21 protein-coding genes are annotated in these 24764 nt (G+C 64.2%); 19 read left to right on the forward strand and 2 right to left on the reverse strand.

Translation table 11 applies throughout. The features are described 5' to 3' along the window. The first annotated feature begins 46 nt into the window (after positions 1-46). The 5 genes from ACSU1G_RS27005 (at position 47) to uxuA (ending at position 7238) form a co-directional block, all read left to right on the forward strand. A complete protein-coding gene (locus ACSU1G_RS27005) occupies positions 47-1708 on the forward strand; it encodes an ABC transporter substrate-binding protein (RefSeq protein ID WP_439283440.1) in 1662 nt (553 codons plus the stop codon). 67 nt (positions 1709-1775) lie between these two features. Further along, positions 1776-3281: a GH39 family glycosyl hydrolase gene (locus ACSU1G_RS27010; RefSeq protein ID WP_439283442.1), complete on the forward strand. Its 1506-nt coding sequence runs from the start codon at positions 1776-1778 to the stop codon at positions 3279-3281. Then, a complete protein-coding gene (locus ACSU1G_RS27015; RefSeq protein WP_439283444.1) occupies positions 3278-3970 on the forward strand; it encodes a hypothetical protein in 693 nt (230 codons plus the stop codon). Before ACSU1G_RS27010 ends, ACSU1G_RS27015 begins: the two co-directional genes overlap by 4 nt. A 1-nt stretch (position 3971) precedes the next feature. Then, a complete protein-coding gene (locus tag ACSU1G_RS27020) occupies positions 3972-6023 on the forward strand; it encodes a beta-galactosidase (protein WP_439283446.1) in 2052 nt (683 codons plus the stop codon). A 9-nt stretch (positions 6024-6032) separates the two neighbouring features. Beyond that, positions 6033-7238: a mannonate dehydratase gene (gene uxuA, locus ACSU1G_RS27025; protein WP_439283448.1), complete on the forward strand. Its 1206-nt coding sequence runs from the start codon at positions 6033-6035 to the stop codon at positions 7236-7238. Positions 7239-7272: 34 nt separating this feature from the next. On the opposite strand, the gene ACSU1G_RS27030 is transcribed toward uxuA, so the two are convergent. Continuing rightward, positions 7273-8505 (reverse strand): MFS transporter, encoded by a 1233-nt coding sequence (locus ACSU1G_RS27030; protein WP_439283450.1) that lies wholly within the window; start codon positions 8503-8505, stop codon positions 7273-7275. A gap of 59 nt (positions 8506-8564) precedes the next feature. On the opposite strand from ACSU1G_RS27030, the gene ACSU1G_RS27035 reads away from it, so the two are divergent. The 8 genes from ACSU1G_RS27035 (at position 8565) to ACSU1G_RS27070 (ending at position 16747) form a co-directional block, all read left to right on the forward strand. After that, positions 8565-9626 (forward strand): LacI family DNA-binding transcriptional regulator, encoded by a 1062-nt coding sequence (locus ACSU1G_RS27035; protein ID WP_439283452.1) that lies wholly within the window; start codon positions 8565-8567, stop codon positions 9624-9626. A 198-nt stretch (positions 9627-9824) separates the two neighbouring features. Then, positions 9825-10844: an ABC transporter ATP-binding protein gene (locus ACSU1G_RS27040; RefSeq protein WP_439283454.1), complete on the forward strand. Its 1020-nt coding sequence runs from the start codon at positions 9825-9827 to the stop codon at positions 10842-10844. After that, positions 10837-11787, forward strand: a complete 951-nt coding sequence (locus ACSU1G_RS27045; protein ID WP_439283456.1) for a carbohydrate ABC transporter permease — start codon at positions 10837-10839, stop codon at positions 11785-11787. The genes ACSU1G_RS27040 and ACSU1G_RS27045 overlap by 8 nt, the downstream gene beginning before the upstream one ends. Then, the gene (locus ACSU1G_RS27050; RefSeq protein ID WP_439283458.1) at positions 11784-12689 is read left to right on the forward strand and encodes a carbohydrate ABC transporter permease; all 906 of its coding nucleotides are present in this window, start codon (positions 11784-11786) and stop codon (positions 12687-12689) included. The genes ACSU1G_RS27045 and ACSU1G_RS27050 overlap by 4 nt, the downstream gene beginning before the upstream one ends. A gap of 79 nt (positions 12690-12768) precedes the next feature. Further along, on the forward strand, positions 12769-14064 hold the full coding sequence (locus tag ACSU1G_RS27055; protein ID WP_439283460.1) for an ABC transporter substrate-binding protein: 1296 nt from the start codon (positions 12769-12771) through the stop codon (positions 14062-14064). 67 nt (positions 14065-14131) lie between these two features. Further along, a complete protein-coding gene (locus tag ACSU1G_RS27060; RefSeq protein WP_439283462.1) occupies positions 14132-14872 on the forward strand; it encodes a glycerophosphodiester phosphodiesterase in 741 nt (246 codons plus the stop codon). 26 nt (positions 14873-14898) lie between these two features. Beyond that, entirely contained in the window at positions 14899-15957 is a 1059-nt protein-coding gene (locus ACSU1G_RS27065) for a galactitol-1-phosphate 5-dehydrogenase (RefSeq protein ID WP_439283645.1), read from the forward strand. Between the two features lie 4 nt (positions 15958-15961). Beyond that, the gene (locus ACSU1G_RS27070; RefSeq protein WP_439283464.1) at positions 15962-16747 is read left to right on the forward strand and encodes a DeoR/GlpR family DNA-binding transcription regulator; all 786 of its coding nucleotides are present in this window, start codon (positions 15962-15964) and stop codon (positions 16745-16747) included. A gap of 60 nt (positions 16748-16807) precedes the next feature. On the opposite strand, the gene ACSU1G_RS27075 is transcribed toward ACSU1G_RS27070, so the two are convergent. Then, a complete protein-coding gene (locus tag ACSU1G_RS27075; protein WP_439283466.1) occupies positions 16808-18316 on the reverse strand; it encodes a hypothetical protein in 1509 nt (502 codons plus the stop codon). A 138-nt stretch (positions 18317-18454) separates the two neighbouring features. On the opposite strand from ACSU1G_RS27075, the gene ACSU1G_RS27080 reads away from it, so the two are divergent. Genes ACSU1G_RS27080 through mnhG form a run of 6 tightly spaced genes read left to right on the forward strand, consistent with a single transcriptional unit; the run spans position 18455 to position 24755 of the window. Further along, on the forward strand, positions 18455-21400 hold the full coding sequence (locus ACSU1G_RS27080; RefSeq protein ID WP_439283468.1) for a Na+/H+ antiporter subunit A: 2946 nt from the start codon (positions 18455-18457) through the stop codon (positions 21398-21400). After that, on the forward strand, positions 21400-21981 hold the full coding sequence (locus tag ACSU1G_RS27085; RefSeq protein WP_439283469.1) for a Na(+)/H(+) antiporter subunit C: 582 nt from the start codon (positions 21400-21402) through the stop codon (positions 21979-21981). Before ACSU1G_RS27080 ends, ACSU1G_RS27085 begins: the two co-directional genes overlap by 1 nt. Next, on the forward strand, positions 21978-23537 hold the full coding sequence (locus ACSU1G_RS27090) for a Na+/H+ antiporter subunit D (protein WP_439283471.1): 1560 nt from the start codon (positions 21978-21980) through the stop codon (positions 23535-23537). Before ACSU1G_RS27085 ends, ACSU1G_RS27090 begins: the two co-directional genes overlap by 4 nt. Then, a complete protein-coding gene (locus ACSU1G_RS27095) occupies positions 23534-24103 on the forward strand; it encodes a Na+/H+ antiporter subunit E (RefSeq protein ID WP_439283473.1) in 570 nt (189 codons plus the stop codon). The genes ACSU1G_RS27090 and ACSU1G_RS27095 overlap by 4 nt, the downstream gene beginning before the upstream one ends. After that, on the forward strand, positions 24100-24369 hold the full coding sequence (locus tag ACSU1G_RS27100; RefSeq protein ID WP_439283475.1) for a monovalent cation/H+ antiporter complex subunit F: 270 nt from the start codon (positions 24100-24102) through the stop codon (positions 24367-24369). Before ACSU1G_RS27095 ends, ACSU1G_RS27100 begins: the two co-directional genes overlap by 4 nt. Further along, positions 24366-24755, forward strand: a complete 390-nt coding sequence (gene mnhG, locus ACSU1G_RS27105; RefSeq protein ID WP_439283477.1) for a monovalent cation/H(+) antiporter subunit G — start codon at positions 24366-24368, stop codon at positions 24753-24755. The genes ACSU1G_RS27100 and mnhG overlap by 4 nt, the downstream gene beginning before the upstream one ends. Positions 24756-24764: the final 9 nt, after the last annotated feature.

Here is a 24764-nt window from a genome sequence, read left to right on the forward strand (position 1 = left end):
GACGATGTCCATCACGAGGAACCAATCACAGAGAAGAGAAAGCACCATGAAGACAACTCGATTCCGGCTTGCGGCTGTCGCGGGCATCGCCATCGGCGCTATCGCGCTGAGCGGATGCTCCGGTGACAGCTCGGATGCCAGCGCCAATGGCGATGACGCCACGATCGACGCGGAGCACTCCGCCGGTGCGATGGAGAACTTCGCAGCAGGAGACACATTCAAGGCCACCGAACCTGTCGAGTTCTCGCTGATGTATCGCGACCACCCGAACTACCCGGTGCAGGAGGACTGGTCGATTCTGCAGAACATCGAGAAGAACAACAACGTCACCTTCGACCGCACCGACATCCCGCTGGCCGATTTCGATGCGAAGAAGGCTCTGCTGATCGGCAGCGGCGAGGCGACCGACATCATCTCCGTCACCTACGCCGGTCAGGAGACCCAGTACGTTTCCGGCGGAGCCGTTGTCCCCGTCTCGGACTACTTCGACTACATGCCCAATTTCCAGCAGAAGATCAAGGACTGGGGCCTGCAGGAAGAGCTGGACACCCACCGCCAGGAGGATGGCAAGATCTACATCCTTCCCGGCTTGCGTGAAGTTCCGGACGTGCAGTACTCCGTCATCATCAACGAGACGATGTGGGACAAAGCCGGTATCACTGAAGACCCGACGACGTGGGATGAGTACCTCGAGGACCTGGTGAAGGTCACCGAAGCCAACTCGGAGATCGCGTACGGCATGTCGGACCGCTGGACCGACTCGAGCACGCTCGGTGCATTCCTGCAGACCGCGGCACCGAGCTTCGACACCGTCGCCGGATGGGGCTACGCGAACTCGTACTTCAACCAGAAATCTGGCGAGTTCGAGTTCACCGGCACGACCGACGGATACAAAGATCTCGTCTCCTACGCCGCCGGCCTCGTCTCCAGCGGCGCACTTGACCCGGACATCACCCAGAGCGACGATCAGGCCGTGCAGAAGTTCATCTCTGGCGAATCGTCTGCGATCTCCGGCAACACGCAGATGCTTGCGGACTACCGCTCCAAGCTCGCGGATGCCGGCAAGAGCGACGTCACGATCCGCATGATCAACGTTCCTGGCGGACCTGCGGGCAGCAACCTGACCGGTAGCCGCTTCACCTCGGGCATCATGATCGGCAGCGACGCGGTCGATCAGCCGTACTTCAAGGCGCTGCTGCAGTTCGTCGACTGGCTGTACTTCTCCGACGAGGGCATCGAGTTCGCACAGTGGGGCGTCGAGGGTGAGACTTACACGAAGGATGCCGATGGTGTCCGCACCCTGGAGAGCAACGTCGGCTGGAGCGCGCTGAACCCCGATGCGGAGAAGCAGCTGAACGCTGACTTCGGCTACAGCAACGGCGTATTCATGTTCGCCAACGGCTCGTCGGCCGAACTCACGCAGTCGATGATGACCGACGAGATCGCCGACTGGACCGCGGCCCAGCTCGACGCGAAGACCGTGCTTCCGGTCACACCTGCAGCTCAGCTCAATGACATCGAGCTCGAGCAGATCACACTCTTGGACACCCAACTGAAGGACGCCGTTGCCACCGCAACCGCCGCATTCATCACCGGCCAGAAGTCGATCGACGCCGACTGGGACAGTTACGTCAGCCAGATGCAGAGCCTCGGCGCAGACCAGCTGATCGATACGTTCAACACCGCGCTCAAGCGCGCTTCGAAGTAATCCACCTGGCGGTCGGTCGTGCCACGTGCACGGCCGACCGCCGCATCAGTGAATCAGGAACATCCTCATGATCCGCGTCCCGTCCCAGCCAATCGCCTCGCTCGGCTCCGCTTGGCGCGCCTGTGTGGGGACCGGTCGCACGCGCGAGGTGCTGCATGCCGATTACCGCGACAGTCTGGAGGTCGTGCAGGCCGAGATCGGTTTCGCGGCGACCAGGGCGCACGGCATCCTGCATGACGACATGGGGCTGGTGCGACGCTACGAGCATCAGGGCCGGACGGCGACCAGGTATGGCTTCTCGTATCTCGATCTCGTGATCGATACCTGGTTGGATGCCGGGATCGCTCCGTTCCTGGAACTGGGGTTCATGCCGGAGGCGCTCGCTTCTGGCCCAGACACTGTGTTCTGGTGGCAGGGCAACATCACTCCGCCCCGTGATCAGGCAGAATGGGCCGAGCTCGTACAGGCCGTGCTGCGGCATCTGATCGACCGGTATGGGATCGAGCAGGTGCGCACCTGGCCGATCGAGGTGTGGAACGAGCCGAACCTCCCCGTCTTCTGGAAGGACGCCGACGAGGCCGCCTACCACCGCCTGTACGCGACCACCGCGCGGGCCGTCAAAGAGATCGATGCTGCTCTGCAGGTCGGCGGGCCGGCGATCTCTCCCGGCTCGGATGAATGGCTGCCGAACTTCGCCGAGTTCGTGGCGCACAACGACGTCCCCTGCGACTTCATCTCCAAGCACGCCTACACGACGGGGCCTGCCCAGCACGTGCCGTTCGGTGTGCACCAGACACTTCGCCCGCCGCAGCATCTGCTCGAGCAGTTCGCTTCTCCGCAGCATCTGCTCGCCGGGACCTCGCTGGCCGGTCTCCCCGTGCACATCACAGAGTTCTCCTCCTCTTACCGGCCGGACAACCCGATCCATGACACCGCCTACCAGGCGGCCTACCTCGCTCCCGTGCTCGCGCGCGGAGGAGAGCACGTGGCCTCCTTCTCGTACTGGACGCTGTGCGATGTGTTCGAAGAGGTCGGCATCCCCACCGCGCCGTTGCATGGCGGGTTCGGCCTGCTCGGCCACCGGCAGCTGCGCAAGCCCGCTTTCCATCTCTACGCGTTCATGGCGCGCATGGGCGACACGATCCTCGCCCAGGGCGACGACCACCTCATCACCCGGCATGCGGACGGGCGGATCGCAGCCCTCCTCTGGCAGTCGCTCGATGGCTCCGCGGTCGCCAGCACCGGCCACCGCGTGCGGCTTTCGCTTCCGGCATCCGGCCCCGCTCATGTCGTGGAGCGGCATGTGGATGCCGAGCGCGGCAACGTACGCGCCGCCTGGCAGGCGATGGGCAGCCCACTCGCTCCGGATTCCAGAGCGATCGCCGACCTGCATGACGCGTCCTCTCCCGCCGTGCGCATCCACCGGGTGCAGCCCAGCGAGGGCCGCTGGGAACTCGACGTCGCTCTCGGCCGGCACGGCATCGCTCTCGTCGAAGTCACCGGTTCCGCCGATGAGGTGCCGGAGTGGTTCGACGAGCAGCGCCTCCTCGGCGCCGATGGAGGTGCACAGTGAGCGAGCCGGCCGCACGTCGCAACTATGCGGACGAGGTCGGCCGCGGTCCGCTGTCGCGCGGCGCGGCGGCCATCTATCGGACGCTCGTGCTGGAGGGGCTGCTGCTGGTCGCCATCCTGCCGACGATCGCCGTGCTCCTGCTTCTGGGCAAGGACGCCTCCAACATCCCACTCTTCATGCTCGCCCTGATTCCGGTCGCCCCGGCGCTAGTGGCCGCCATCGCTGCCGTGCGGGCCTGGCGTGCGGCGCCCGATCTATCGCCTGCGCGCGCCTACGTCCTGGCGTATCGGCGCGACCTCGTGCCCACGCTGGTCTGGGCAGCGCCGGCGTTCGCCGTCCTTGCGCTACTTACCTTCAACCTCGTGCACCTGAATGCTGTCGCCGGAGGCGATCTGATCCGTCCTGTGCTCGTCGTCATCGCCGTACTCCTGCTCGTGTGGAGCGGGCACATGCTGCCGCTCACCGCCGGATTCCACTTCCGCACGCGGGATGCCGCGCGCATCGCGCTGGCGATGATACTGCCGCAGTGGCGCTTCTCGTTGGGCATCATTTCCCTGCTGATCGTCGCCGGCGCCGTGGTGCTGGCGGCATCCGAGATGGCGCTCCTGCTGTTCTTCTGGGCCTTCGCAATGATGCTCGCCCTGCTTTCCCGTCCGCTGATCACCACCGTCACCGAGAGGTTCACCTGAAATGCCTGAATCGGCCCCCGCGCGCCTGCCGCGCCTGGACCACGTCGCCTACGGTGGCGACTACAACCCGGAGCAGTGGGATCGGGAGGTGTGGGACGCCGACTACGAGGCGTTCGAAGCAGCAGGCATCACCCTGGTCACGGTCGGCGTCTTCATCTGGTCGCTGACCCAGCCCGATGAGGACACCTTCGATTTCTCCGAGCTCGATGACATCGTGCAGCGTGCGGCCGATGAGGGGCGCAAGGTCTGCCTCGGCACCGGCACCGGTGCGCTCTCACCGTGGATGGCGCGCAAGTACCCCGATGTCACGCGCACCGACCACGAGGGGCGTCGGCACGGCTACGGCCAGCGACACAACGCGTGCTGGAGCTCGCCGGACTACCGGCGCCTGGCCGCGCAGATCGCGGGCCGGATCGCCGAGCGCTACGCATCGCACCCCGCCGTTGTCGCCTGGCACATCGGCAACGAGTACGGCGGCCGCTGCTACTGCGAGCGGTGCGCTGCGGAGTTCCGCCTGTGGTTGCAGCATCGATACGAGACCCTCGAGGCGCTGAACACGGCCTGGAACACGACGTTCTGGTCGCACCGGTTCACCGGCTGGGACGAGATCGAGCCGCCGAGCGCCCTGACCGAGCACTGGCGCGGGCCCGGCTACACGGCGTTCCAAGGCATCACGCTGGACTACCACCGCTTCTCCACCGACAACGCGATTCGCCAATACAACGAGGAGAAGGCGGCGATCCGCGCGCACTCCGACCTGCCGGCGACGACGAACTTCATGGGCTTCTACGAGCCGCTCGACTACCATCGCTGGGCGGCGCACCTCGATTTCGTCTCCTGGGACAACTACCCGCGCAGCGTCGACGAGCCCTGGGTCACAGCGCTCGCCCACGACCTCATGCGCGGGCTGAAGGACGGCGCGCCGTTCTGGCTCATGGAGCAGACGCCATCGGTGACGGCATCTCGAGACGTGAACCCGGTGCGCCGCCCAGGAATCATGCGGCTGTGGTCGTGGCAGGCCGTTGCGCACGGTTCGGATTCGGTGCTGTTCTTCCAGATGCGGCAATCGCGCGGCGCCTGCGAGATGATGCACGGTGCGGTGCTGGACCACTCCGGCAGGCTCGACACCCGCACTTTCCGCGAGGTGGCCGGGCTCGGTGCGGAACTGGCCAGAACCGGGGATGCCGTGATCGGCGCGCGCACGCCGGCACGCTGCGCGATCGTCGTGGACTGGGACTCGTGGTGGGCCGTCGAGATGGCCGACGGGCCGAACCGTCTGCTGCGCTACATGCCGACCGTGCAGGCGTGGGGGCGGGCTTTCTGGGAGGCGGGAGCTCAGGTCGACATCGTACCGGTGACCGCTGACCTGACCGGATACGACGTAGTGGCAGCGCCGCTGTTGCACATGATCAAGGGCGATGTGGTCGAGCGGCTGACGCAGGTCGCCGAGCGCGGCGGAACCGTGATCACCGGTTACCTGTCTGGCCGTGTCGATGAGGATGATCGCCGCTTCCTCATGGATGGGCCAGGCCCGCTGGCATCCCTCGCCGGGGTGCGCGTAGCCGAGACGGATGCCGCCGAGCCAGAGGTGGGCAACCGCATCCGCTTCGAGGGTGCGGATGACTCCGTCGGGCGGATGCTGTTCGAGGTGCTGATCGCCGATGGTTCCGAGGTCGTCGCCCGCTACGGTGACGACTTCTATGCGGGTGAACCAGCCGTCACCCGGCGCGAGACTGAAGAGGGTGGCCACGTCTGGTACCTGGGCACGCAGCTCGAGCAGGCTGGCCTGTCCGGGATCATCCGGCAGGCGCTCGCCCGGCATAATCTCGTCGGTCCGTACGCGGATATCGCGGGGCTCGAGCACGCCGTCCGGGTCGCCCCTGACGGAACCCGGATCGAGTTCCTGCTGCATCACGGCGCCGAGCCCGTCACTGCAGCGCTGCACGCCGGCGGAACTGACCTGCTGACCGACCGTGTGTTCACCGTCGGGGATGCGGTGACGCTGCAGCCGACGGACGTGCTCGTCATCCGCTCCGCGCCTGCGAACGACTGAGGCGCGGGCATGGAGCACACCTGGCGCTGGTTCGGGCCGAACGACCCCGTGAGCCTGTCGGAGATCAAGCAGGCGGATGCGACCGGCATTGTCACGGCGCTGCACCACATCGACGTCGGTGAGGTCTGGCCGTTGGAGGAGATCCGCCGTCGGCAGGCGGAAATCGAGGCGGAGGGGCTGACCTGGTCCGTGGTCGAGTCCATCCCGGTGCACGAGCACATCAAATGGAGCGGCCCGCGGCGCGACGAGGCCGTCGAGAACTACGCGCTGACTCTCGAGAACCTGGGACGGGCGGGGCTGCGCACCGTCTGTTACAACTTCATGCCGGTGATCGACTGGGCGCGCACGGACCGGCGTTGGAAGCTGCCCAACGGCGGCTACGCCATGCGATTCGACTTCGCCGCGTTCGCCGCCTTTGACCGCCACATCTTGCGTCGTCCCGGGGCGGAGGACTCCTACGATGCCGAGGATCTGGAGCGCGCGGACCGCTGGTTCGCCGAGGCCGACGACGAGGCGCGCGCAGCCGTTCGACAGACGGTCCTCATCGGACTGCCGGGATCCTCGGACGCGCGGGAACTCGACACGCTGCGCAGCGGATTCGAGCCCTACGCCGATCTCGACGCGATCGGACTCCGCTCGCACTTGGTCTCGTTCCTGCGGGAGCTGATGCCGGCCGCGGAGGCCGCCGGCATCAGCCTCGCCATCCATCCGGACGATCCGCCACGGCCGCTGTTCGGGCTGCCGCGGGTCGTATCGACGGCCGACGATGTGCAGGCGCTGCTGGACGCTGTGTCGTCGCCGTCGAACGCACTGACGATGTGCGTCGGCTCATTCGGCTCGGTGCCGACGAATGACGTCGTCGCGATGACGGAGCGCTTCGCTGGCCGCATCCGATTTGCGCACCTGCGCAACGTCACCATCGAGGCCGACGGAAAGAGCTTCTTCGAGGACGACCACATCGACGGCGGCACCGACATGATCGGCGTCGTCCGCGCGCTGCTCGTCGAGGAGCGCCGGCGAAAGGATGCCGGAGAGCATGCCGCGATCATCCCGATGCGGCCGGATCACGGGCACTTTCTGCTGGACGACCTCGAGCGTCCCACCTACCCCGGCTACGCGCTGGTCGGGCGGCTCAAGGGTCTAGCCGCGCTGCGTGGTGCCGAGCGGGCGATCGCCGCCCAGCTCGATGCCCAGCTCGATGCGCAGCGGGCATGAGCAGGGGGCCGACTGCCGCCCGCCCCGACCACGTTCACTTCGTGCCGCGGCCCACCTTCGTATCTGCGTTGAGCGGTTTCGCGGCTCCCGTGAAGAGACCGGATGCCACGACCAGCGCGACCAGAATGAACAGCGTGTTCAGCAGCCCGATGTGTTCGCTGATCAGGCCCAGAATCGGCGGACCGCCGAGGAATGCAACGTAGCCGATCGTCGCGGCCGCGCTCACGCGGGCGGCCGCCTTCTCCGGTTCATCGGCTGCCGCTGACATGCCGAGCGGGAACCCGAGTGAGGCGCCGACGCCCCAGAGCGCCGCACCCACGAACACGAGGGGGAGCGACGGCGCGAGGATGAACAGCAGAATGCCTCCCGCTGCGGCGACAGCGAGGATGCGCAGCACGAGCACACGGCCGAACGTGTCAACCAGTGGGCCGCCGAAGATCCGTACCGCAGTCATGCACACCGAGAAGACGGTGAGTGCGGCGGCGCCCATGGCCGTTCCGCCACCATGGTCTTCAGAGACACCGAGCGCGAGCCAGTCATTCGCTCCACCCTCGGCGAACGCCATGCCGAGCATGACGACCCCGAGCGCGTAGGTGCGAGGCTCGCGCCAGGCCGACAGTGCGACGTGCATTCGCTCACGCCAGTGCGGCTTCTCGCCGGGCTCTGCCGGATCGAGTGTGGCCTCGCGGTTCGGCACGTTCGCGATGCAGACGAACGCACCGACGAAGATGATCGCGGCGGCGATGAGTGCGTGTGTGGCGACGCTGATGTGCCAGTTCGTCGCAGCCCACCCCGCGCCCGCGCCGATGACTGTGCCGAAGCTGAAGAACGCATGGAACAGCGGCAGGATCGTCTTGCCCGCCTCCTGCTCGATTGCGGTGGCCTCGACGTTCATCATGACGTCCAGGCATCCGTTGCCGAAACCGAACAGAGCGAGACCGATGATGACGACGGGGAACGACGCGAGCACGGTCGTGCCCACACCGATCAGGGCGATGCCGATCGAGAGCGTGATCATCAGGGCGAGCATCCCTCGTCGCGCGCCGGTGCGCGCCATGACGGCGGGGCTCGTCGAGATGCCGAGAATCGAGGCGATACCCATGCCCAGCAGCAGCAAGCCGATCTGTGCGTTATCGATCTCGAGTGTGAGCTTGATGTCGGGTACGCGTGAGGCCCACGTGGCAATCGAGACGCCGCTGGCGAGGAAGATCGCGAAGATCGCGTTGCGCCAGCGAACGTACTGCGAGCGGGTGAGGGCAAAGTCCATGCACAGAGCGTATCGAATCGATTCGATCTACGCCAACGAATTCGGGTTATCCTCGGGATATGACCGCTGACTCTGCACCACGACGTGCGACCATCGCCGATGTCGCCCGCGAGGCGGGAGTGTCGACATCGACGGCATCCGTTGTGTTCAGTGGCAAGACGAAAGTCTCGGATGCGACGCGCGAACGGGTCCTCGTCGCGGCCACGAAGCTGGGTTACGCCGGTCCTGACCCGAGGGCTGCGTCCCTGCGCAGGGGCCGCAGCGGCATTGTTGCGGTGGTGCTTGAGGGTCAACTACGCGCCGCCTTCCTTGATCCGGTCACCATTGCGATGATGGATGGGCTCACGGATGGGCTTGCCTCGCTCGGGGCCGGTGTGCTGCTGCTGCGAGATGATCCGGAAGATGACGAGGCCTCAGCGCTGACGACGGCGCCGGTGGACGCTGTCGTGCTGATCGGATGCTCCGGACGAACTCGCGAGTCGCTGGAGCTCGTGCGAAGTCGCGGACTGCCGGTCGTCGTGATCGAAGGGGACGCGGGGGAGGGCGTCCCGCGCATCACTCTGGACAATGGTGAGGCGGCCGCTGAGATCGCGCGGTACGTGCAGAGCCTCGGACATGAACGCGTCGCCACCGTGACTCTGGCCCTCGACAGCGATCGCGTGCGCGGGCCGATCAGCCCGGATCAATGGAAGCGGGCAACAGTCGACGTCACGCGTGATCGTTTCGCTGGCGTACGGGGAGTCTTCCCCGATGTGCAGGCGATTTCGGCCGGCGGCAGTTCGATCGACGAGGGTGTGATCGCCGGGCGTGCGTTGCTCGCCGATCCCACCAGCAGGCCGTCGGCCGTACTCGCGCAGAGTGACCTGCTTGCGGCGGGCGTGATTCGCGCAGCGGAGGAGTTGGGGCTGCGCGTGCCAGAAGATCTCAGTGTGGCCGGCTTCGACGGCATCCGTGTCGACGGCATCGGTGAGCACGTTCTCACCACGATGGTGCAGCCTGCCGTCGAGAAGGGGCGCGCCGCCGGGGAGCAGGTCGCGCGGATGCTCCGTGACGAACCCTCGTCATCGTTGCACTTCACATGCCGTTTCCGCGCGGGCACGACGACGGCGGCGCCCGCCTGAGTTTCGCAATGTTTCGTTCTTGGGTGTCAATGGCGTTGAATTCGTAGCTTCGAAACTAAACGCAACATGAAGATGCAACTTCATAAGTAAACGCAAGATGACGTCTCAGCCAATCTCACTCAAACGAAGCATCTTTCGGCCGGATGGACAGGTATCTCTAGAGAGGTACAGGTCAGCAATCTGGGTGGAGGACGCCGCGTGGGATCGATTGAGTTTCGAAGGATTACGAAGAGTTTCGGTGACAACACGGTCATCGATGACCTGAATCTCAAAATCGAAGATGGCTCGTTCACGGTTCTCGTAGGTCCGTCCGGGTGCGGCAAGACCACGCTTCTGCGGATGATCGCAGGACTCGAGACTCAGACCTCGGGACAGCTTCTGATCGACGGGCGGGACGCGACGCACACTCGCCCAGGTGAGCGGGACATCGCGATGGTCTTCCAGAACTACGCGATCTATCCGACCATGACCGTTCGCGGCAACATTGAATTCGGCTTGAAGAACAACAAAGTCGGACGCGCTGAACGCCGCGAGCTTGTTGAAAGCATCAGCGAGACCGTCGGCCTCGCGGACTACCTCGAACGCAGCCCGAGCACACTTTCCGGCGGTCAGCGGCAGCGGGTAGCGCTCGCCCGCGCGATGGTCAAAAAGCCTGGTGTCTTCCTCATGGACGAGCCGCTGTCGAACCTGGATGCCAAGCTCCGATTCCAGATGCGCGTGGAGCTCATCGAGCTGCACAAACTTCTCGGCACCACGTTTGTCTACGTCACGCACGATCAGGGTGAGGCCATGTCCATGGCAGACACGATCGTGTTGATGGACGCGGGGGCGGTGCAACAGCAGGCCGCACCAGAGGAGATGTACCGGCATCCGGCGAATGTCTTCACCGCGCAGTTCATGGGGATCCCGCCGATGAACGTCGCCGACGCCGATGTCGACGGCATCCGCATCGGATTCCGGCCCGAGGATGCCCTGCTCTCCTACGGCCCCGCGACTGAGGAATTCTCGACGCGAGGCACCATCGTGACACGCGAGATGCTCGGTTCAGAGACGGTCTACCAGGTGCGCACGCAGAACCAAGTCTTCATGGTCAAGTCGACTGATTCGAGTCTTGACGTCGACCGAGAGGTGAACCTCGCAGTGGCCGCCGCGAACCTGGTGCGGTTCGGCACGGACGGCATCCGGATCGAATCCAATGCGGCGAGCATCCATGCCTGAGAACGTGGTGACGGAAAAAACCGCGCACCGGGAGCAGGCGAACCGGAGAGCGCCGAAGCGGATCACGAGTTCGAGGACAGTGGGCTCCCGCCTGCGGCCATATCTCATGGTCGCGCCGGTGCTCGTCGGAGTCGGCTTGTTCGTCTTGTACCCCATCATCTACCTGGGCCTTCTCAGCGTGCAGGACTACAACCTGCTCAACCCGGCGATGAATGAGTTCATCGGGTTCGATAATTACCTGGAGATATTCTCGCGCGGCGATTTCTATGTCGCGTTGGGTAACACCCTGATTTACACCCTGGGCACAGTCACGCTGACTCTGGCCTTCGCGATCATCTGTGCACTGTTCCTGAAGAAGCACGGGGCGTTCAACTCCTTCGTGCAGGCGGGTATCTTTACTCCCCACATCATCTCGATCGTGTCGATCTCCCTGGTCTGGCTGCTGATGATGGAGCCGAGCTTCGGGCTGATCAACACCGTGCTCAAGTCGCTCGGGTTGCCGACCTCGATGTGGCTTCAGAGTTCGGAAACCTCGATGCTCTCGATCATCATCGTCTCTGTCTGGCACAGCACCGGGTACTTCACGCTCATCGTGCTCGCCGCGTTGCATTCCATCCCCGCTTCGATCTACGAAGCGGCCGCGCTCGACAACGCCGGTGTCTTCCGCGTCTTCTTCCGCATCACGCTGCCGATGCTGTCTCCGCAGCTGTTCTTCATGCTGATCATTTCAACCATTGGCGCATTGAAGGTCTTCGACACCGTGAACATCATGACCGGAGGCGGTCCGAACAACTCCACGACGACGCTCGCCTACTACATCTTCCAAAACCGCACGAGCAACATCGGCTATGCCTCGGCGTCCGGCATCGTTCTCATGCTCATCGTGGCGGTGTTCACCGTGGTCTACTTCCGCGTTCTCTCGAAGAAGGTGCATTACCAATGAGCATCGACATCAAGGAACCTGTTCTCGTCGCGCAACCGGCGGAGCCTGAGCGCGACGTCATCCTCCCCCCGCGCAAGCCTGTCCTGGCGGCTGTCGGGCGTGTGCTCGCCGTAATCCTCAAGGTCCTTCTTCTGTTGAGTTTCATCGGACCTTTCCTCTGGATGCTGTCGACTTCGCTGCAGACGACAGATGAGACCATGCGGTTCCCGTTGACGCTGATTCCCGAGGTGCCGCAGTTCAGCAACTATGTCGATGCGATGACCGCCGGCCCCTTCTTGACGTACTTCCGAAACTCGGTTGTGGTCACCGGCAGCATCATCGTGTTGCAGTTGGCGCTCATGATCCCGGCGGCATATTCTTTCGCCCTGTACGAATTCCGGTTCAAGAAGATCCTGTTCGGCGTGGTCCTGTTGGCGTTCATGATCCCGGGCCAGGTGACCTTCATTCCGGTATATCTGATGATGGCTGACTGGGGCCTGATCCAGACCCTGATACCGCAGATCGTGCCGGCGATGACCAACGCATTCGGCGTCTTCCTGCTTCGTCAGTACTTCATGCAGGTGCCCAAGGAGATCATCGAGGCTGCGCGTCTAGACAACGCCAGCGAATGGCGGATCATGCTCCGCATCATGGTCCCGATGTCGATCCCCGCGTTGGCAACCGTCGTGCTGTTCAGTTTCGTCTCCCATTGGAACGACTACTTCTGGCCTCTGGTGATGACCGACTCGGCAGATGTGCGGCCGTTGCCGATCGGTATCGCGATGCTGCGCCAGACCGAGGGCATCAGCCAGTGGAACGTGATTATGGCCGGAAACGTCATCCTCGTCGTGCCGATCCTGATCATCTACTTCTTCGCGGCGAAGCACATCATCCGTGCCTTCGCATACTCCGGGATCAAATGATCGTCCCCCCTGAACCATTCCTTTCCCTGAAACATCCCTGTTCCGCGCGCTTGCGCACATCACGAAAGTTAGGAAATCCATGAAGATCTCGAAGGCGGTACGCACAGGCCTTGGCCTCGTGGCTGTGGCCTCGTTGGTTTCGCTCGTCGGTTGCTCGAGCAGCGGCGGCAATGACGGCAATGACGGGGAGTCGTCGTCGGACGGCCCTGTCACGATCCAATTTTGGCACTCGATGGGCGGCGCGAACGGTGAGAGCCTTGATCGCGTCGTCGAAACGTACAACGAGTCGCAGGACGATGTCGATGTCGTCGCCACATTCCAGGGCGGCTACGGTGAGGCGCTCACCAAGCTGCAGCAGGCGATTCCCGCAGGAACCGCGCCGGACATCTCAATGCTCGAGCGTGCGTTCGTGCCGCTTCTGGCGGAGTCCAAGGTGCTCGCCGATATCAATCCGTACCTCGAATCGTCCGGCATGTCGGAAGACGATTTCGTCGAGGGGCTGATGGGCAACGTCACCTTCGACGGCGCGTTGAATGCCATCCCGTTCAACCGCTCGAGCCCGATGCTGCATGTCAACAAGACGGCGCTCGACGAGGCTGGGCTTGAGATCCCGACGACATGGGAGGAACTCGAGACGGTCGCCAACGCGCTTGTGGTGAAGGAGGGCGAAGAGGTCTCCCGATACGGCGTCACGATGAACTATGAAAGCTGGTGGCCGATCTCGCTCATCGTTCAGCAGGGTGGTGGCTTCTTCAACGAGGACGCTACTGACCTCGGCTTCGATGAAGAGGGGGTGGAGGCATTCGACTTCATCAAGGGCATGCAGGAGACCGACGCGCTGTACTACCCGCCGACGACCGATTCCGGAACGGTGGTGTCGCAGATGTTCCTGAGCGACCGAGTCGCGATGGTGATCAACTCCAGTGGCAGCATCGGCGGCTATATCGAGGGTGCCGATTTCGACTACCAGACAGCATTCCTCCCCGAGGGTGAGCGTGCAGCGGCACCCACCGGAGGCGCGAATCTCATCATGCTAGATGCGTCTGAGAAGAAGGATGCCGCGTGGATGTTCCTCGAATGGCTGGTGACGGACCCAGAGGGTGGCGCTCAGTTCATCATGGACACCGGCTATGTTCCCTTCACGCCTGCGATGGCGGAGTCCGATGCGTTCCAGGAGCTGTTCGAGGCTGAGCCGCAGCGTGAGGTGGCGTACGAGCAGCTCGCGAACTCGATCGACACCAACAACAGTGCACACTTCGCTGAGGTCGACGCAGAGTTCCTCAGCACGATCCAGGCGATCATGTACGACGACGCCGACATCGAGGGGTCGCTGGCCGAGTTCCGTCAGCGCGCACAGGCGATCCTGGCCGACTGAGCAGTCTACGCAGGCGGCCCGGGTGGGCGTGAGCCCGCCCACCCGGGCCCGGATGAACGGAAGAGCAATGAAGATCAGAGGCATCGCCCACCGCGGATACTCGGGCAAGCACCCCGAGAACACACTCACCGCGCTGAGGGCAGCGGTGGACTTGAACTACAGCCACGTCGAGTTCGACGTGCAGCTGACACGCGATGGCATCCCCGTCTTGATGCACGACTACACGGTCGACAGGATCGCCGGTCGCCCGGGGGCAGGTGCAGTAGCTGATCTGACGCTGGCCGAGCTGCAGTCATTTGAGCTTGCCGAGGGTGAGCGTGTGGCGACGCTGGAGGACGCGCTCAACCTCGTCCATGGCAGGATCACCGCGATGGTGGAGATCAAGCAGGCAGGCCACCTGTATCCCAGGCTTGAGGAGAAGACCCTCGAGTTGCTGCACTCGACGGGGGTAGCCGATGACTGCATCGTCATCAGCTTCGATCACTTCGCCATTCAGCGACTGCGACGCCTCGACGATGACATCCCGCTCGGGCTGACCAGCAGCTGCGCTATGCCATATGTCTTTGACTTCATGGACGAGACGCGGTGCGAGTTGCTTGGCGTGCCGGTGCGAATGCTGACACCGGAGTACGCCCGTATGATCTCTGAGCGCGGACACATCGTGGGTCCGTGGGTGGTCAACTCGATCTCGGACATGGAGCTCATTGCTGCTTCCTATCCCGACACGCTGATCACGACCGACGAGCTGGAGCGTTGGTCTGAGTTCTATCTGTCTCATCCGGAGCTGCACCGCGAGGGAACGGCATGACGGTCGTCGATGCCAACCAGCCGATGATGACCGCAGCTGTGCTGCACGGTCCGAACGACCTGCGCGTCGAGCAGATTCCGCGACCAGCTCCCGGGCCCGGCGAGGTATTGGTCCGCGTCATGGTCAGCGGAATCTGCGGATCCGACCTGCCACGCGTGCTCGCAGGCGGCGCGCACTTCTATCCACTCGTCCTCGGCCACGAGTTCTCGGGAATCGTGGCCGAGCGCGGCGCCGGCGTATCGACAGCTGTCGGCACTCGCGTGGCGGGTGCGCCGCTGCTGCCGTGTCGGGACTGCGAGCACTGCGAACGCGGTCACTTCAGCCAGTGCGGGCAGTACTCCTTTCTCGGATCGCGCATCAATGGTGCGTGGGCGCAATACGTCGTCGTGCCGGAGACCAACGTGCTGCCAATCGCGGACAGCATTTCGTTCGAGTCGGCTGCGATGATCGAGCCGTCCTCCGTCGCGCGCCACGCCTTCTCGCTGGCCGAATATGCCGGTGGCGGTCGTGTCGCGGTCGTAGGGGCGGGCAACATCGGGGTCATGGCGATTCAGTGGGCGCGCATTCTCGGTGCCGAGCAGATCACCGCGTTCGATGTCGACGACTTACGGTTGCAGACGGCAACACAACTGGGCGCGCATCTGGTCGTGCGGCCCGATCAAGAGAGCGATCTCTGGCTGAACGCCACGGAGGGCCACGGCTTCGATCTTGTGATCGAATCGTCCGGCGTTGCGGAGATATTCGCCCAGACTCTGCAACTGGTCGCGAAGAAGGGGCAGATCGCCTTCGTCGGCACGCCTACCCGAGCGGTCTCCTTCGAACCAAGCGTGTTCGAGCTCCTCAATCGCAAAGAGGCGAAGATCGTCGGCTCTTGGATGTCATACAGCGACCCGTTCCCTGGACTGGAATGGACCGAGACCATAAGCGAGCTCGAAAGTGGACGGTTGGTGTGCGAAGACTTCGTCGCAGCACGTGTACCGCTGAACGACGCAGATCAGGCCTTTGATCTTTTTCGCGCAGATGAACCAGTTCGTGGGAAAGTGCTGTTGTGCGATGCAGGGTACTTAGCGACCGGGAGGGTGTGATCGGATGATGGTCAAAGAGGAACGTCGTCGCTATCTGGCGATCGAACGGCGGGAGCTGATCCTGGATCTGCTCCGCGAGCACCGAAGCGTTGAGGTGTCGGCTCTCTCAGAGGAGCTCGGTGTCTCTGAGGTCACAGTTCGCAAGGACCTCGAGAAGCTTGAGATCGAGCGGCTCATCGTGCGCAGCCATGGTGGGGCCGTTCTCAGCGCCGGACTTCTCATCGAACCCTCATTCGTGGAGAAGGATGATCAGCTCGCCGAAGAGAAGGCAGCGATCGCCGCCGAGGCGGCATCCTTGGTCGGTGACGATTCCATCGTCGCGCTCGCGACCGGCACGACCGTCGGTCGGCTGCCGGCGATGCTGGCGGGCCGTGGAGGTCTGCGAGTGGTCACCAACGCCGTCAACGTCGCAACCGCCTTCCTTCCTCATGGTGTGGATGTCTTCCTCACCGGAGGAACGATCCGCCCTCGTACCTTTGGTCTTATCGGCGAGGTGGCGGAGCGTTCGTTGGATGGTGTGATGTGCGATTTCGCGTTCATCGGCACGAACGGCATCAGCTTGGAGAGCGGGCTCACGACCCCGAACATGGACGAGGCTCGTGTTGTGCGCGCCATGATGAACAGCGCTCGCCGCGTGGTTCTGCTCGCAGACCACAGCAAGTTCCCGCACACCGCGTTCTACCGCATCACGCCGGCGGAGCGTGTGCACATGATCATCACGGACGCCGGAGCGCCCGTGGAAGAGGTCGAACGGTTGCGCGCGGCCGGAATCGAGGTACGCGTCGTCTGAACAGGAGAACGAAACCCCACCTGTTCGTGATGACGGTCGACGGAGTACGAGCTAAGGCAGCTAGGAGCGCGGCGGACCCAGCGGCAGCGCGACCGGCGTGAAGTCGTAGATCGTGTACTGACCGCACTCGATCACGTCGGTCGGCAGCGCGTTCGTGTGCAGCCCCCAGGCGACGCTCTGCGCATCCTCGATCAGGAACGTCACCTCGCCCACCTCGAAGTCCGTGCGATTGACGAGCCACGCGTAGGCGTTCAGCTGGTGGTCGACCTGCACCAGTTGCGATGGGTCATCGAGGTGCAGCTTCGGAAGACGGACGGTCCAGAACTGTCCGGCGCCGGTCTGGCCCGATGCGCCTATCCAGTCGTTTACACACGCCAAGTCATCGTTCGGATGCTGCGCCGCTGTCGCCAAACGCGGGACGCTGAGGCCCCCACCAACGACAAGCACGACGCCGACGGCCGCGGTGATCGCCGTCATGGTGCGTCGCGGCATCCGCACGGCGCGAGGCGATGCGACCAGCGCGAGTATCGGGGCGAAGGCAGCGGGCTCAAGGTATCGAGCGGCGTGCGTGCCCAGTGCCACTGCACCGACCGTCACGAGCACCGGCATCACCCAGGCGGATGCAGCGACGAGCCGGGCTCCCACACTCTCGGCGCGCAGCGTCTGTCGCACGGCGAACAGCAACAGCACCAGCAGCACGGCGCAGCTGATCGCACCGAGCGGTGAAGAGAGACGGTCGGCGAGCAGGTCTCCGTAGTACCGCACAGACTCGGGCCAGAGCGCGGGTCGGGCGTACTCGGCGCCGGTTTTAGTGATCCATGCTGAAAGTGGAATGCGTCCGATGAAGCCCAGCACTGTGCCGCCGACGAGCCAGCCAAGAAGCATCAGCGCGCGCTGCCGAGATGCGGCGTAGACGGCAGCTGCGCCGAGCATGATGCCCAGCGGCACCGTTGCCCATGCGGCAAAGAGTGGATTTGAGAGCACGGATGCGGCAGCCACGACGCCCAGCCACACGGGAAGTGCCCGGCCCAGAATCGGTCGGTCAAAGCTGCGCCGGATGATGCCGACACTCAGTACGACCGCGATCACGGTCGCCGAGTAGTACGTCGTCGTCGTCAACAGCGATGCCAGCTCGAGAGAATCACGCGAGCTTGTGGTCTCAGTGGCGGCGATCAGGCAGAAGGTCGCGATCGCGATGACAGACCACGCGACGGGGGCATAGCCGCTGCGTCGGCGCCCAGCGGCCAGGCGTACGGCGCCGTACAGCGCCACCAGATTAACCACTGCGCCTGCGGCCAACACGACGTTGATGTCGAGGGACAGCAGCTGGCCCAGCATCCAGAGCACACCGAAGACGAGAATCTCGGGAAGGAAGAGCACGCTCGACATCGCCCAGTCGAAGCGCTCTCCATCTGCAATCGACCGCACTAGCAGCGCGACGGCCATGGAGTCTCCGTCACGGAAGACCAGCTCCGCGCGCGCCGTGGACGCGATCTGAGCCACCGTGGCGATCGCGATCAGGATAGCGGCGATCCAGCCACTGGTCTCTCGTGTCCACGTGCGCCGCATCTGTCCACTCTTTCATGCTGGTCCCGGTCGGAAGGCCGAAGCCCATTTTGGGGATGGCGTGACTATGCGGCGGGTAAACTGTGAAAAACCCCTGCCCGCCTGTGCCGCAAGGCCGACGAGCCCTTTGAGGAGCCGCCGATGCTAGTGCTCCTCGTCGTGTTCCTTCTCGGGGCTCTTCTTCTTCCCGTGTTGGTCCGTTGGCTCGGAGCGCAGGCGTTTGCCATCGCCGCACTCATTCCCGCTGCGGCATTTGTGCACGCGCTGGTGTTGACGCCGCAGGTGCTGGCTGCTGATCCGGCGCCGTTCGAGACGATCGAGTGGATCCCGCAGCTGGGGCTGAATCTCTCCATGCACATGGATGTGCTCGGGTGGGTGCTCACTCTCATCGTTACCGGTGTCGGTGCGCTCGTGCTGCTCTACTGCCGTTGGTACTTCTTCGACGACTCCACCGATCTCGGTCAGTTCGCCGGCGTCCTGCTCGGTTTCGCGGGTGCCATGTACGGCCTGGTGCTCACCGACGACCTCGTCCTGCTCGTGATGTTCTGGGAAGTCACCAGCATCCTCTCCTACCTCCTGATCGGTCACTATCGTCGTCGCGCGGCCAGTCGTCGTGCGGCGCTTCAGGCGCTTCTGGTGACGACCCTCGGTGGACTGGTGATGTTCGTCGGCGTCGTGCTGCTGGTGGTCGATACGGGAACATCGAGCATCGCCGAGATGCTCGAACTCGCGCCGACCGGTCCCGTCGTGAACGCGGCGATCGTGATGCTGCTCGTGGGCGCGCTGAGCAAATCGGCGATCTTCCCGTTCCATTTCTGGCTCCCCGGAGCCATGGCCGCTCCCACGCCCGTCAGCGCGTATCTGCATGCGGCGGCGATGGTCAAGGCCGGTATCTATCTCATCGCTCGGTTCGCGCCGATCTTCGCGCTGTCTGATCCCTGGCGACCGATCGTCGTCTCGCTCGGTGTGTTCACGATGCTGCTCGGCGGAATCCAGGCGCTGCGCGAAACTGACCTCAAACGCATCCTCGCGTTCGGCACGGTGAGCCAACTGGGGTTCTTCACCGTCGTGGTCGGCTATGGCACTCAGGCGACCGCACTCGCCGGCCTCGCACTGGTGATCGGTCATGCACTGTTCAAGTCGGCGCTTTTCCTCATCGTCGGTGTCATCGACCGTCAGCTCTCTACGCGAGATATCAACGAACTCTCCGGCGTCGGCAGACAGGCACCGGTGATGGCGACGGTCGCCTTCATCTCGGTGGCCTCCATGGCCGGTATCGCGCCGACCATCGGCTTCGTAGCCAAGGAATCAGCGCTGACCGGTCTTCTCGACGATGCGCTGGGCGGCTCGACGTGGGCGCTGGTGGCACTGATCGGCGTGATTCTGGGATCCATGCTCACCGCGGCATATGGCGTTCGATTCCTGTGGGGCGCGTTCTGGAAGAAGCGCGATACGCACGGCGCCCCTCAGCCGGACACGGTCTGGCCTGACCCCCCGGTCGGCTTCCTGTCGGCGCCGATCATCCTCGGCGGTCTGACGCTCGCCGCCGGCATCGGCGCCCCGGCGATCGACGTGGCATTGCACGGTTACGCCGTCACCGCCACTCCGGGCCTGGACGCCGCCGGCCAGGCTGTCGAAGGGCCGGGCCATCTCGCCCTCTGGCACGGATTCGAGCCCGCTCTCGGTATCTCGGTGCTCTCGGTGCTGCTCGGTATCGTACTGTTTCTGCTCACCCGCCGCACCGGATGGGATCGCAAGCCGCGTCTGCTGAAGTTCACGGCCGCCGACGTGTATGCCCTGGTCATGCGTGGCGTCGACCGACTCTCGGTCATCATCACGACGTTCACCCAGCGCGGTTCACTGCCCGTCTATGTCGGCACGATCTTCATCGTTTTCGTGGTCGCCGAGACCACTGCCCTCCTCGCCAGCGACCTCGACCGCATCAATCTCTCCGCGTGGCACACCCCGACCCAGATCGCCGTCGCCCCGATCATGGCCATCGCCGCCGTCGTCGCCGTGCAGGCGCGCAAGCGCTACACCGGCGTCGTGCTCGTCTCTGTCACGGGCCTCGGCATGGTCGTACTGTTCGCGACGAGCGGTGCACCAGACCTCGCCCTCACGCAGATCCTGGTCGAGACCGTCACGCTGGTGACCTTTGCCCTGGTGCTGCGCCGACTGCCGGCTCGCATGGGAGAGCACAACGCCTCGGTGTCGCGCATCCCGCGCGCGGTTCTCGCCATCGGCGTCGGCGTCACGATGGCGTGCATCGCTGTCGTGGCGACACAGGCACGCATCTCTGACCCGATCTCGCTCTCCTTCCCAGAACTCGCGTACGAACTCGGTCACGGCAAGAACGTCGTCAATGTCGCCCTCGTGGACCTCCGTGGCTGGGACACCATGGGCGAACTCTCGGTGCTGGTCCTTGCCGCCACAGGCGTGGCATCCCTCGTGTTCGTCACCCATCGCGATGACATGCTCTCCCAGCGGCCCTCGCTGCCCAAGCGTGTCAAGCGCAAGGTGCGGATCGCACCACTCGTCGAGACGACCGAAGGCATCCGATTCCAGACCGCCGAGAACCGCAGCAACCCGCGGGCCTGGCTGGTCGGCGGCCAGCAGATGAAGCCCGAGGACCGCTCGATCCTGCTCGAGGTGATCGTGCGCATCCTGTTCCATACGATCATCGTCGTGTCGATATATCTGCTGTTCGCCGGACACAACGGTCCCGGCGGCGGTTTCGCTGGCGGCCTGGTCGCGGGCATGGCTCTCGTCATGCGATACATCGCCGGCGGGCGCTGGGAACTGGGCGCCGCCGCACCGGCGGATGCCGGTCGCCTCCTCGGCGCCGGACTCATTCTGTCCGTCGGCACCGCAGTGGTGCCGCTGTTCTTCGGTCTGGCCCCGCTGACGAGCTCGTTCTGGGAGTGGGAGATCCCCGGTATCGGACACATGGAATTCGTCACCTCCACGATCTTCGACGTCGGCGTCTACCTCGTCGTCATCGGGCTCGTCCTCGATGTGCTGCGCAGTCTCGGTGCCGAGGTCGACAAGCAGGCGCACGAGCTGCGCATGCGGGGGGTGAGCCGCTGATGGACGTCTCGCTCACGCTCATCCTCGTCATGGCGGTGCTCTTCGCGGCCGGCGTCTACGCCATGCTGGAGCGCAGCCTCACCCGGGTGCTGATCGGCTTCCTGCTGCTGGGCAACGCCACGAACCTGCTGCTGATGATCGTGATGGGCGTACCAGGCAATGCGCCGTTCTACGGCGAGACCGACATCAGCGATCCGCTGCCTCAGGCCCTCACACTGACAGCGATCGTGATCACATTCGCCGTCTCAGCATTCCTGTTGGCGCTGATCTATCGCTCCTGGCAGCTGGGCCAGGCAGACACCGTTGAGGACGACGAGGCCGATATCGCCCTGCGTGAGCGCACCGACGACGACGAAGACGTCCTGGACGACGAGGACTTTGCCGAGGACGAGGATGCTACAACCGACTTCGTCGACGTGCGCACCTCTCCGATCACGGTGCTGCAGATGCGCGATCATCCCGCGATTCACGACGACGCACCCGTGGACAGGGTGTGGACGCCGCCGGACACCACCACAGCATCCGACGCAGCAGCACCTGACGACGAAGCATCCCGCGACGGAGAGGAGGATCGCACGTGACCGCGCTCGTTCCTCTTCTGGTCGCACTCCCGCTGCTGGGCGCGGCGATCACCCTCGTGTTCGGGCGCAGCCCGCGGCTGCAGGTGTTCGTCAGCGTCGCCACCCTCGTCGCCGTCGCGGTGATCGCCGCGGTGCTGCTGATCGCGGTCGACGGCGGCACTCCGCTGGCGGTATCCGTCGGCGGTTGGCCGGTGCCGTTCGGCATCGTGCTCTATGTCGATCGACTGGCCGCGCTGCTGGTGCTGATCTCGAGCATCGTGCTGCTCGCGGTGCTGTTCTTCTCCATCGGCCAGGGTGCGGCAGACGGCACGGATGAGACACCGATTTCGATCTTCAACCCGTCGTATCTGATTCTTGCCGCTGGTATCTTCAACGCCTTCATCGCGGGTGACCTGTTCAATCTCTACGTCGGCTTCGAGATTCTGCTCGTCGCGTCGTATGTGCTGATCACGCTCGGCAGCACCGAGTCTCGCATCCGCACTGGTGCGGTCTACATCGTCGTTTCATTGGTCTCGTCGATCATCTTCCTTGCGGCGATCGCAATGATCTACGGCGCCCTCGGCACCGTGAACATGGCACAGATCGCCGAACGCATGACCGAGCTGCCGCAGGAGACCCAACTGGTGCTGCACCTGATGCTCCTCGTGGCATTCGGTATCAAGGCGGCCATCTTCCCGGTGTCGTTCTGGCTGCCTGACTCCTACCCGACGGCCCCTGCGCCGGTCACGGCCGTCTTCGCCGGCCTGCTGACGAAGGTCGGTGTCTACGCGCTGATCCGGACCGAGACGCAGCTGTTCCCAGACAACAGCATCAACACGCTGCTGCTGATCGTCGCACTGGCGACGATGGTCATCGGCGTACTCGGCGCCGTGGCGCAGGCCGAGCTGAAACGAATACTCTCGTTCACGCTGGTGAGCCACGTCGGATACATGATCTTCGGCCTCGCCATCGCGACACCTGCGGCCGTCGGCGCGACGGTGTACTACATCGTGCACCACATCGTCGTGCAGACGACCCTGTTCCTTGCCGTGGGTCTCATCGAGCGCAGAGCAGGCAGCACATCGATTCTGCGGGTGAACGGACTACTGAAGGCGGCGCCGCTGCTCGCTGTGCTGTACTTCGTTCCCGCCATCAACCTCGGCGGTCTGCCACCGTTCTCAGGGTTCATCGGCAAGTTCGCGTTGTTCGAAGCCGCGGCATCCGTGGGTACTCCGCTCATGATCGTGTTGATCTTCGCTGGCATCCTGACCTCGCTGCTCACTCTGTACGCGCTGATGCGCGCATGGAACCTCGCGTTCTGGCGCGAGGAGGCGGACTCGACGGAGACCGATGCTGACCGCCGCATCTCCTACCTCGACAACGCTCCCGCAGCTGACGAGCAGAAGGAGCGTCGCAGGATCCCGCGGATCATGACTGTCGCCACCGGCGGCATGGTCGGTGTCACACTGCTGTTGACGATCTTCGCCGGTCCTCTCTATGCGCTATGCGACCGCATTGGTGACTCGCTGTTGCAGCCCGTGAACCTCGTCCAGTTGGAAGAGGAGGTGGCACCGTGAGTCCCGACGCCCGCCACGTGCTGCGTGATGTGTGGCTGCAGATGCCGTTCCTCGCCTGGCTCGTCCTGCTCTGGATGCTGCTGTGGAGCCAGTTCACGGTGCTGTCGTTCGTCACCGGGTTTGTCGTCGCGATCTTCGTCACCCGTGTCTTCCGGCTGCCGACGATCGAGCTATCGGGGCGCATCAACCTCTGGTACGCGGCGTTGTTCGTCGTGCAGTTCCTGTTTGCCGTGTTCGCCGGCGCGATCGCCGTCACCCTGCAGGTGTTCGACTTCCGCCGTCAGCCGGGCGCGGCGATCATCGGCGTGCCCTTGAAATACGCGGATGACCTGATCATGACCCACGTCTCTGTCACCTCCTCTCTGATCCCCGGTTCGCTCGTGGTCGAGACGGATCGTGACCGAGGCATCCTCTACCTACACATCATCGGCGTGCGCACACGGGCCGATGCCGATGCACAGCGTGAGGGTGTTCTGCGCTGGGAGAAGAGAATCGTGCGGGCGCTCGGCAGCCCGGCGCAGTATCGCGCGCTGAAGGCGGACGAGCGCGCAGGAGGTGAGCGATGAGCATCCTGATGACTTTGATCGTGGTGGTGTTCGGGCTCGCGGCGATCCTGGCAGTGTTCCGGATCATCCGCGGTCCGTCGATTCTTGACCGCGCCGTGGCATCCGACGTGCTCCTCACCGAGGTCATGTGCGTGTTGGGTGCCGAGATGGCGATCAACGGACACACCCGCAACATTCCCGTGCTGCTCATCATTGCCGCTGTTGGTGTGTTCGGATCGATCTCGGTCGCCCGCTACGTGGCGCGAAGGGACAACACGACATCATGAACATGCTCGGTCTTGAGATTCCGGATTCCGTCATCGACATTGCGGTATTGGTGCTGATCCTGCTTGCCGCTGTGTTGTGCCTGTCGGCGTCGGTCGGCCTGCTGCACTTTCGCGATGTGCCCTCTCGCCTGCACGCTGCGACCAAGCCGCAGGTGCTCGGCGTCATCCTGATCTGCCTGGCGATCGCACTCTCACAGCGCTCGGTCGGGGGCATCCTGCTCGGCCTCGCGCTGGTGGCGCCGATCGTGCTGATGCAGTTCGCCACCGCGCCACTGTCGGCGCACATGGTCGGACGTCAGGCGTATCGAAACGGCTCGATTGAGGAGCGTCGGCTCGTCGTTGACGATCTTGCAGACTCGAAGCAGACCCCGCCCGGCGCGGGCTGAGCCACGGAA

Source organism: Microbacterium sp. A93, assembly GCF_051842835.1.

Excerpts from the sequence above, each read along its gene's own strand:
- ACSU1G_RS27085 (WP_439283469.1), top strand. The coding sequence starts at position 21,400 with ATGGACGTCTCGCTCACGCTCATCCTCGTCATGGCGGTGCTCTTCGCG.
- ACSU1G_RS27035 (WP_439283452.1), top strand. The coding sequence starts at position 8,565 with ATGACCGCTGACTCTGCACCACGACGTGCGACCATCGCCGATGTCGCC.
- ACSU1G_RS27100 (WP_439283475.1), top strand. The coding sequence starts at position 24,100 with ATGAGCATCCTGATGACTTTGATCGTGGTGGTGTTCGGGCTCGCGGCG.
- ACSU1G_RS27065 (WP_439283645.1), top strand. The coding sequence starts at position 14,899 with ATGACCGCAGCTGTGCTGCACGGTCCGAACGACCTGCGCGTCGAGCAG.
- uxuA (WP_439283448.1), top strand. The coding sequence starts at position 6,033 with ATGGAGCACACCTGGCGCTGGTTCGGGCCGAACGACCCCGTGAGCCTG.
- mnhG (WP_439283477.1), top strand. The coding sequence starts at position 24,366 with ATGAACATGCTCGGTCTTGAGATTCCGGATTCCGTCATCGACATTGCG.
- ACSU1G_RS27050 (WP_439283458.1), top strand. The coding sequence starts at position 11,784 with ATGAGCATCGACATCAAGGAACCTGTTCTCGTCGCGCAACCGGCGGAG.
- ACSU1G_RS27045 (WP_439283456.1), top strand. The coding sequence starts at position 10,837 with ATGCCTGAGAACGTGGTGACGGAAAAAACCGCGCACCGGGAGCAGGCG.
- ACSU1G_RS27070 (WP_439283464.1), top strand. The coding sequence starts at position 15,962 with ATGATGGTCAAAGAGGAACGTCGTCGCTATCTGGCGATCGAACGGCGG.
- ACSU1G_RS27020 (WP_439283446.1), top strand. The coding sequence starts at position 3,972 with ATGCCTGAATCGGCCCCCGCGCGCCTGCCGCGCCTGGACCACGTCGCC.
- ACSU1G_RS27075 (WP_439283466.1), bottom strand. The coding sequence starts at position 18,316 with ATGCGGCGCACGTGGACACGAGAGACCAGTGGCTGGATCGCCGCTATC.
- ACSU1G_RS27005 (WP_439283440.1), top strand. The coding sequence starts at position 47 with ATGAAGACAACTCGATTCCGGCTTGCGGCTGTCGCGGGCATCGCCATC.
- ACSU1G_RS27030 (WP_439283450.1), bottom strand. The coding sequence starts at position 8,505 with ATGGACTTTGCCCTCACCCGCTCGCAGTACGTTCGCTGGCGCAACGCG.
- ACSU1G_RS27055 (WP_439283460.1), top strand. The coding sequence starts at position 12,769 with ATGAAGATCTCGAAGGCGGTACGCACAGGCCTTGGCCTCGTGGCTGTG.
- ACSU1G_RS27010 (WP_439283442.1), top strand. The coding sequence starts at position 1,776 with ATGATCCGCGTCCCGTCCCAGCCAATCGCCTCGCTCGGCTCCGCTTGG.
- ACSU1G_RS27060 (WP_439283462.1), top strand. The coding sequence starts at position 14,132 with ATGAAGATCAGAGGCATCGCCCACCGCGGATACTCGGGCAAGCACCCC.
- ACSU1G_RS27080 (WP_439283468.1), top strand. The coding sequence starts at position 18,455 with ATGCTAGTGCTCCTCGTCGTGTTCCTTCTCGGGGCTCTTCTTCTTCCC.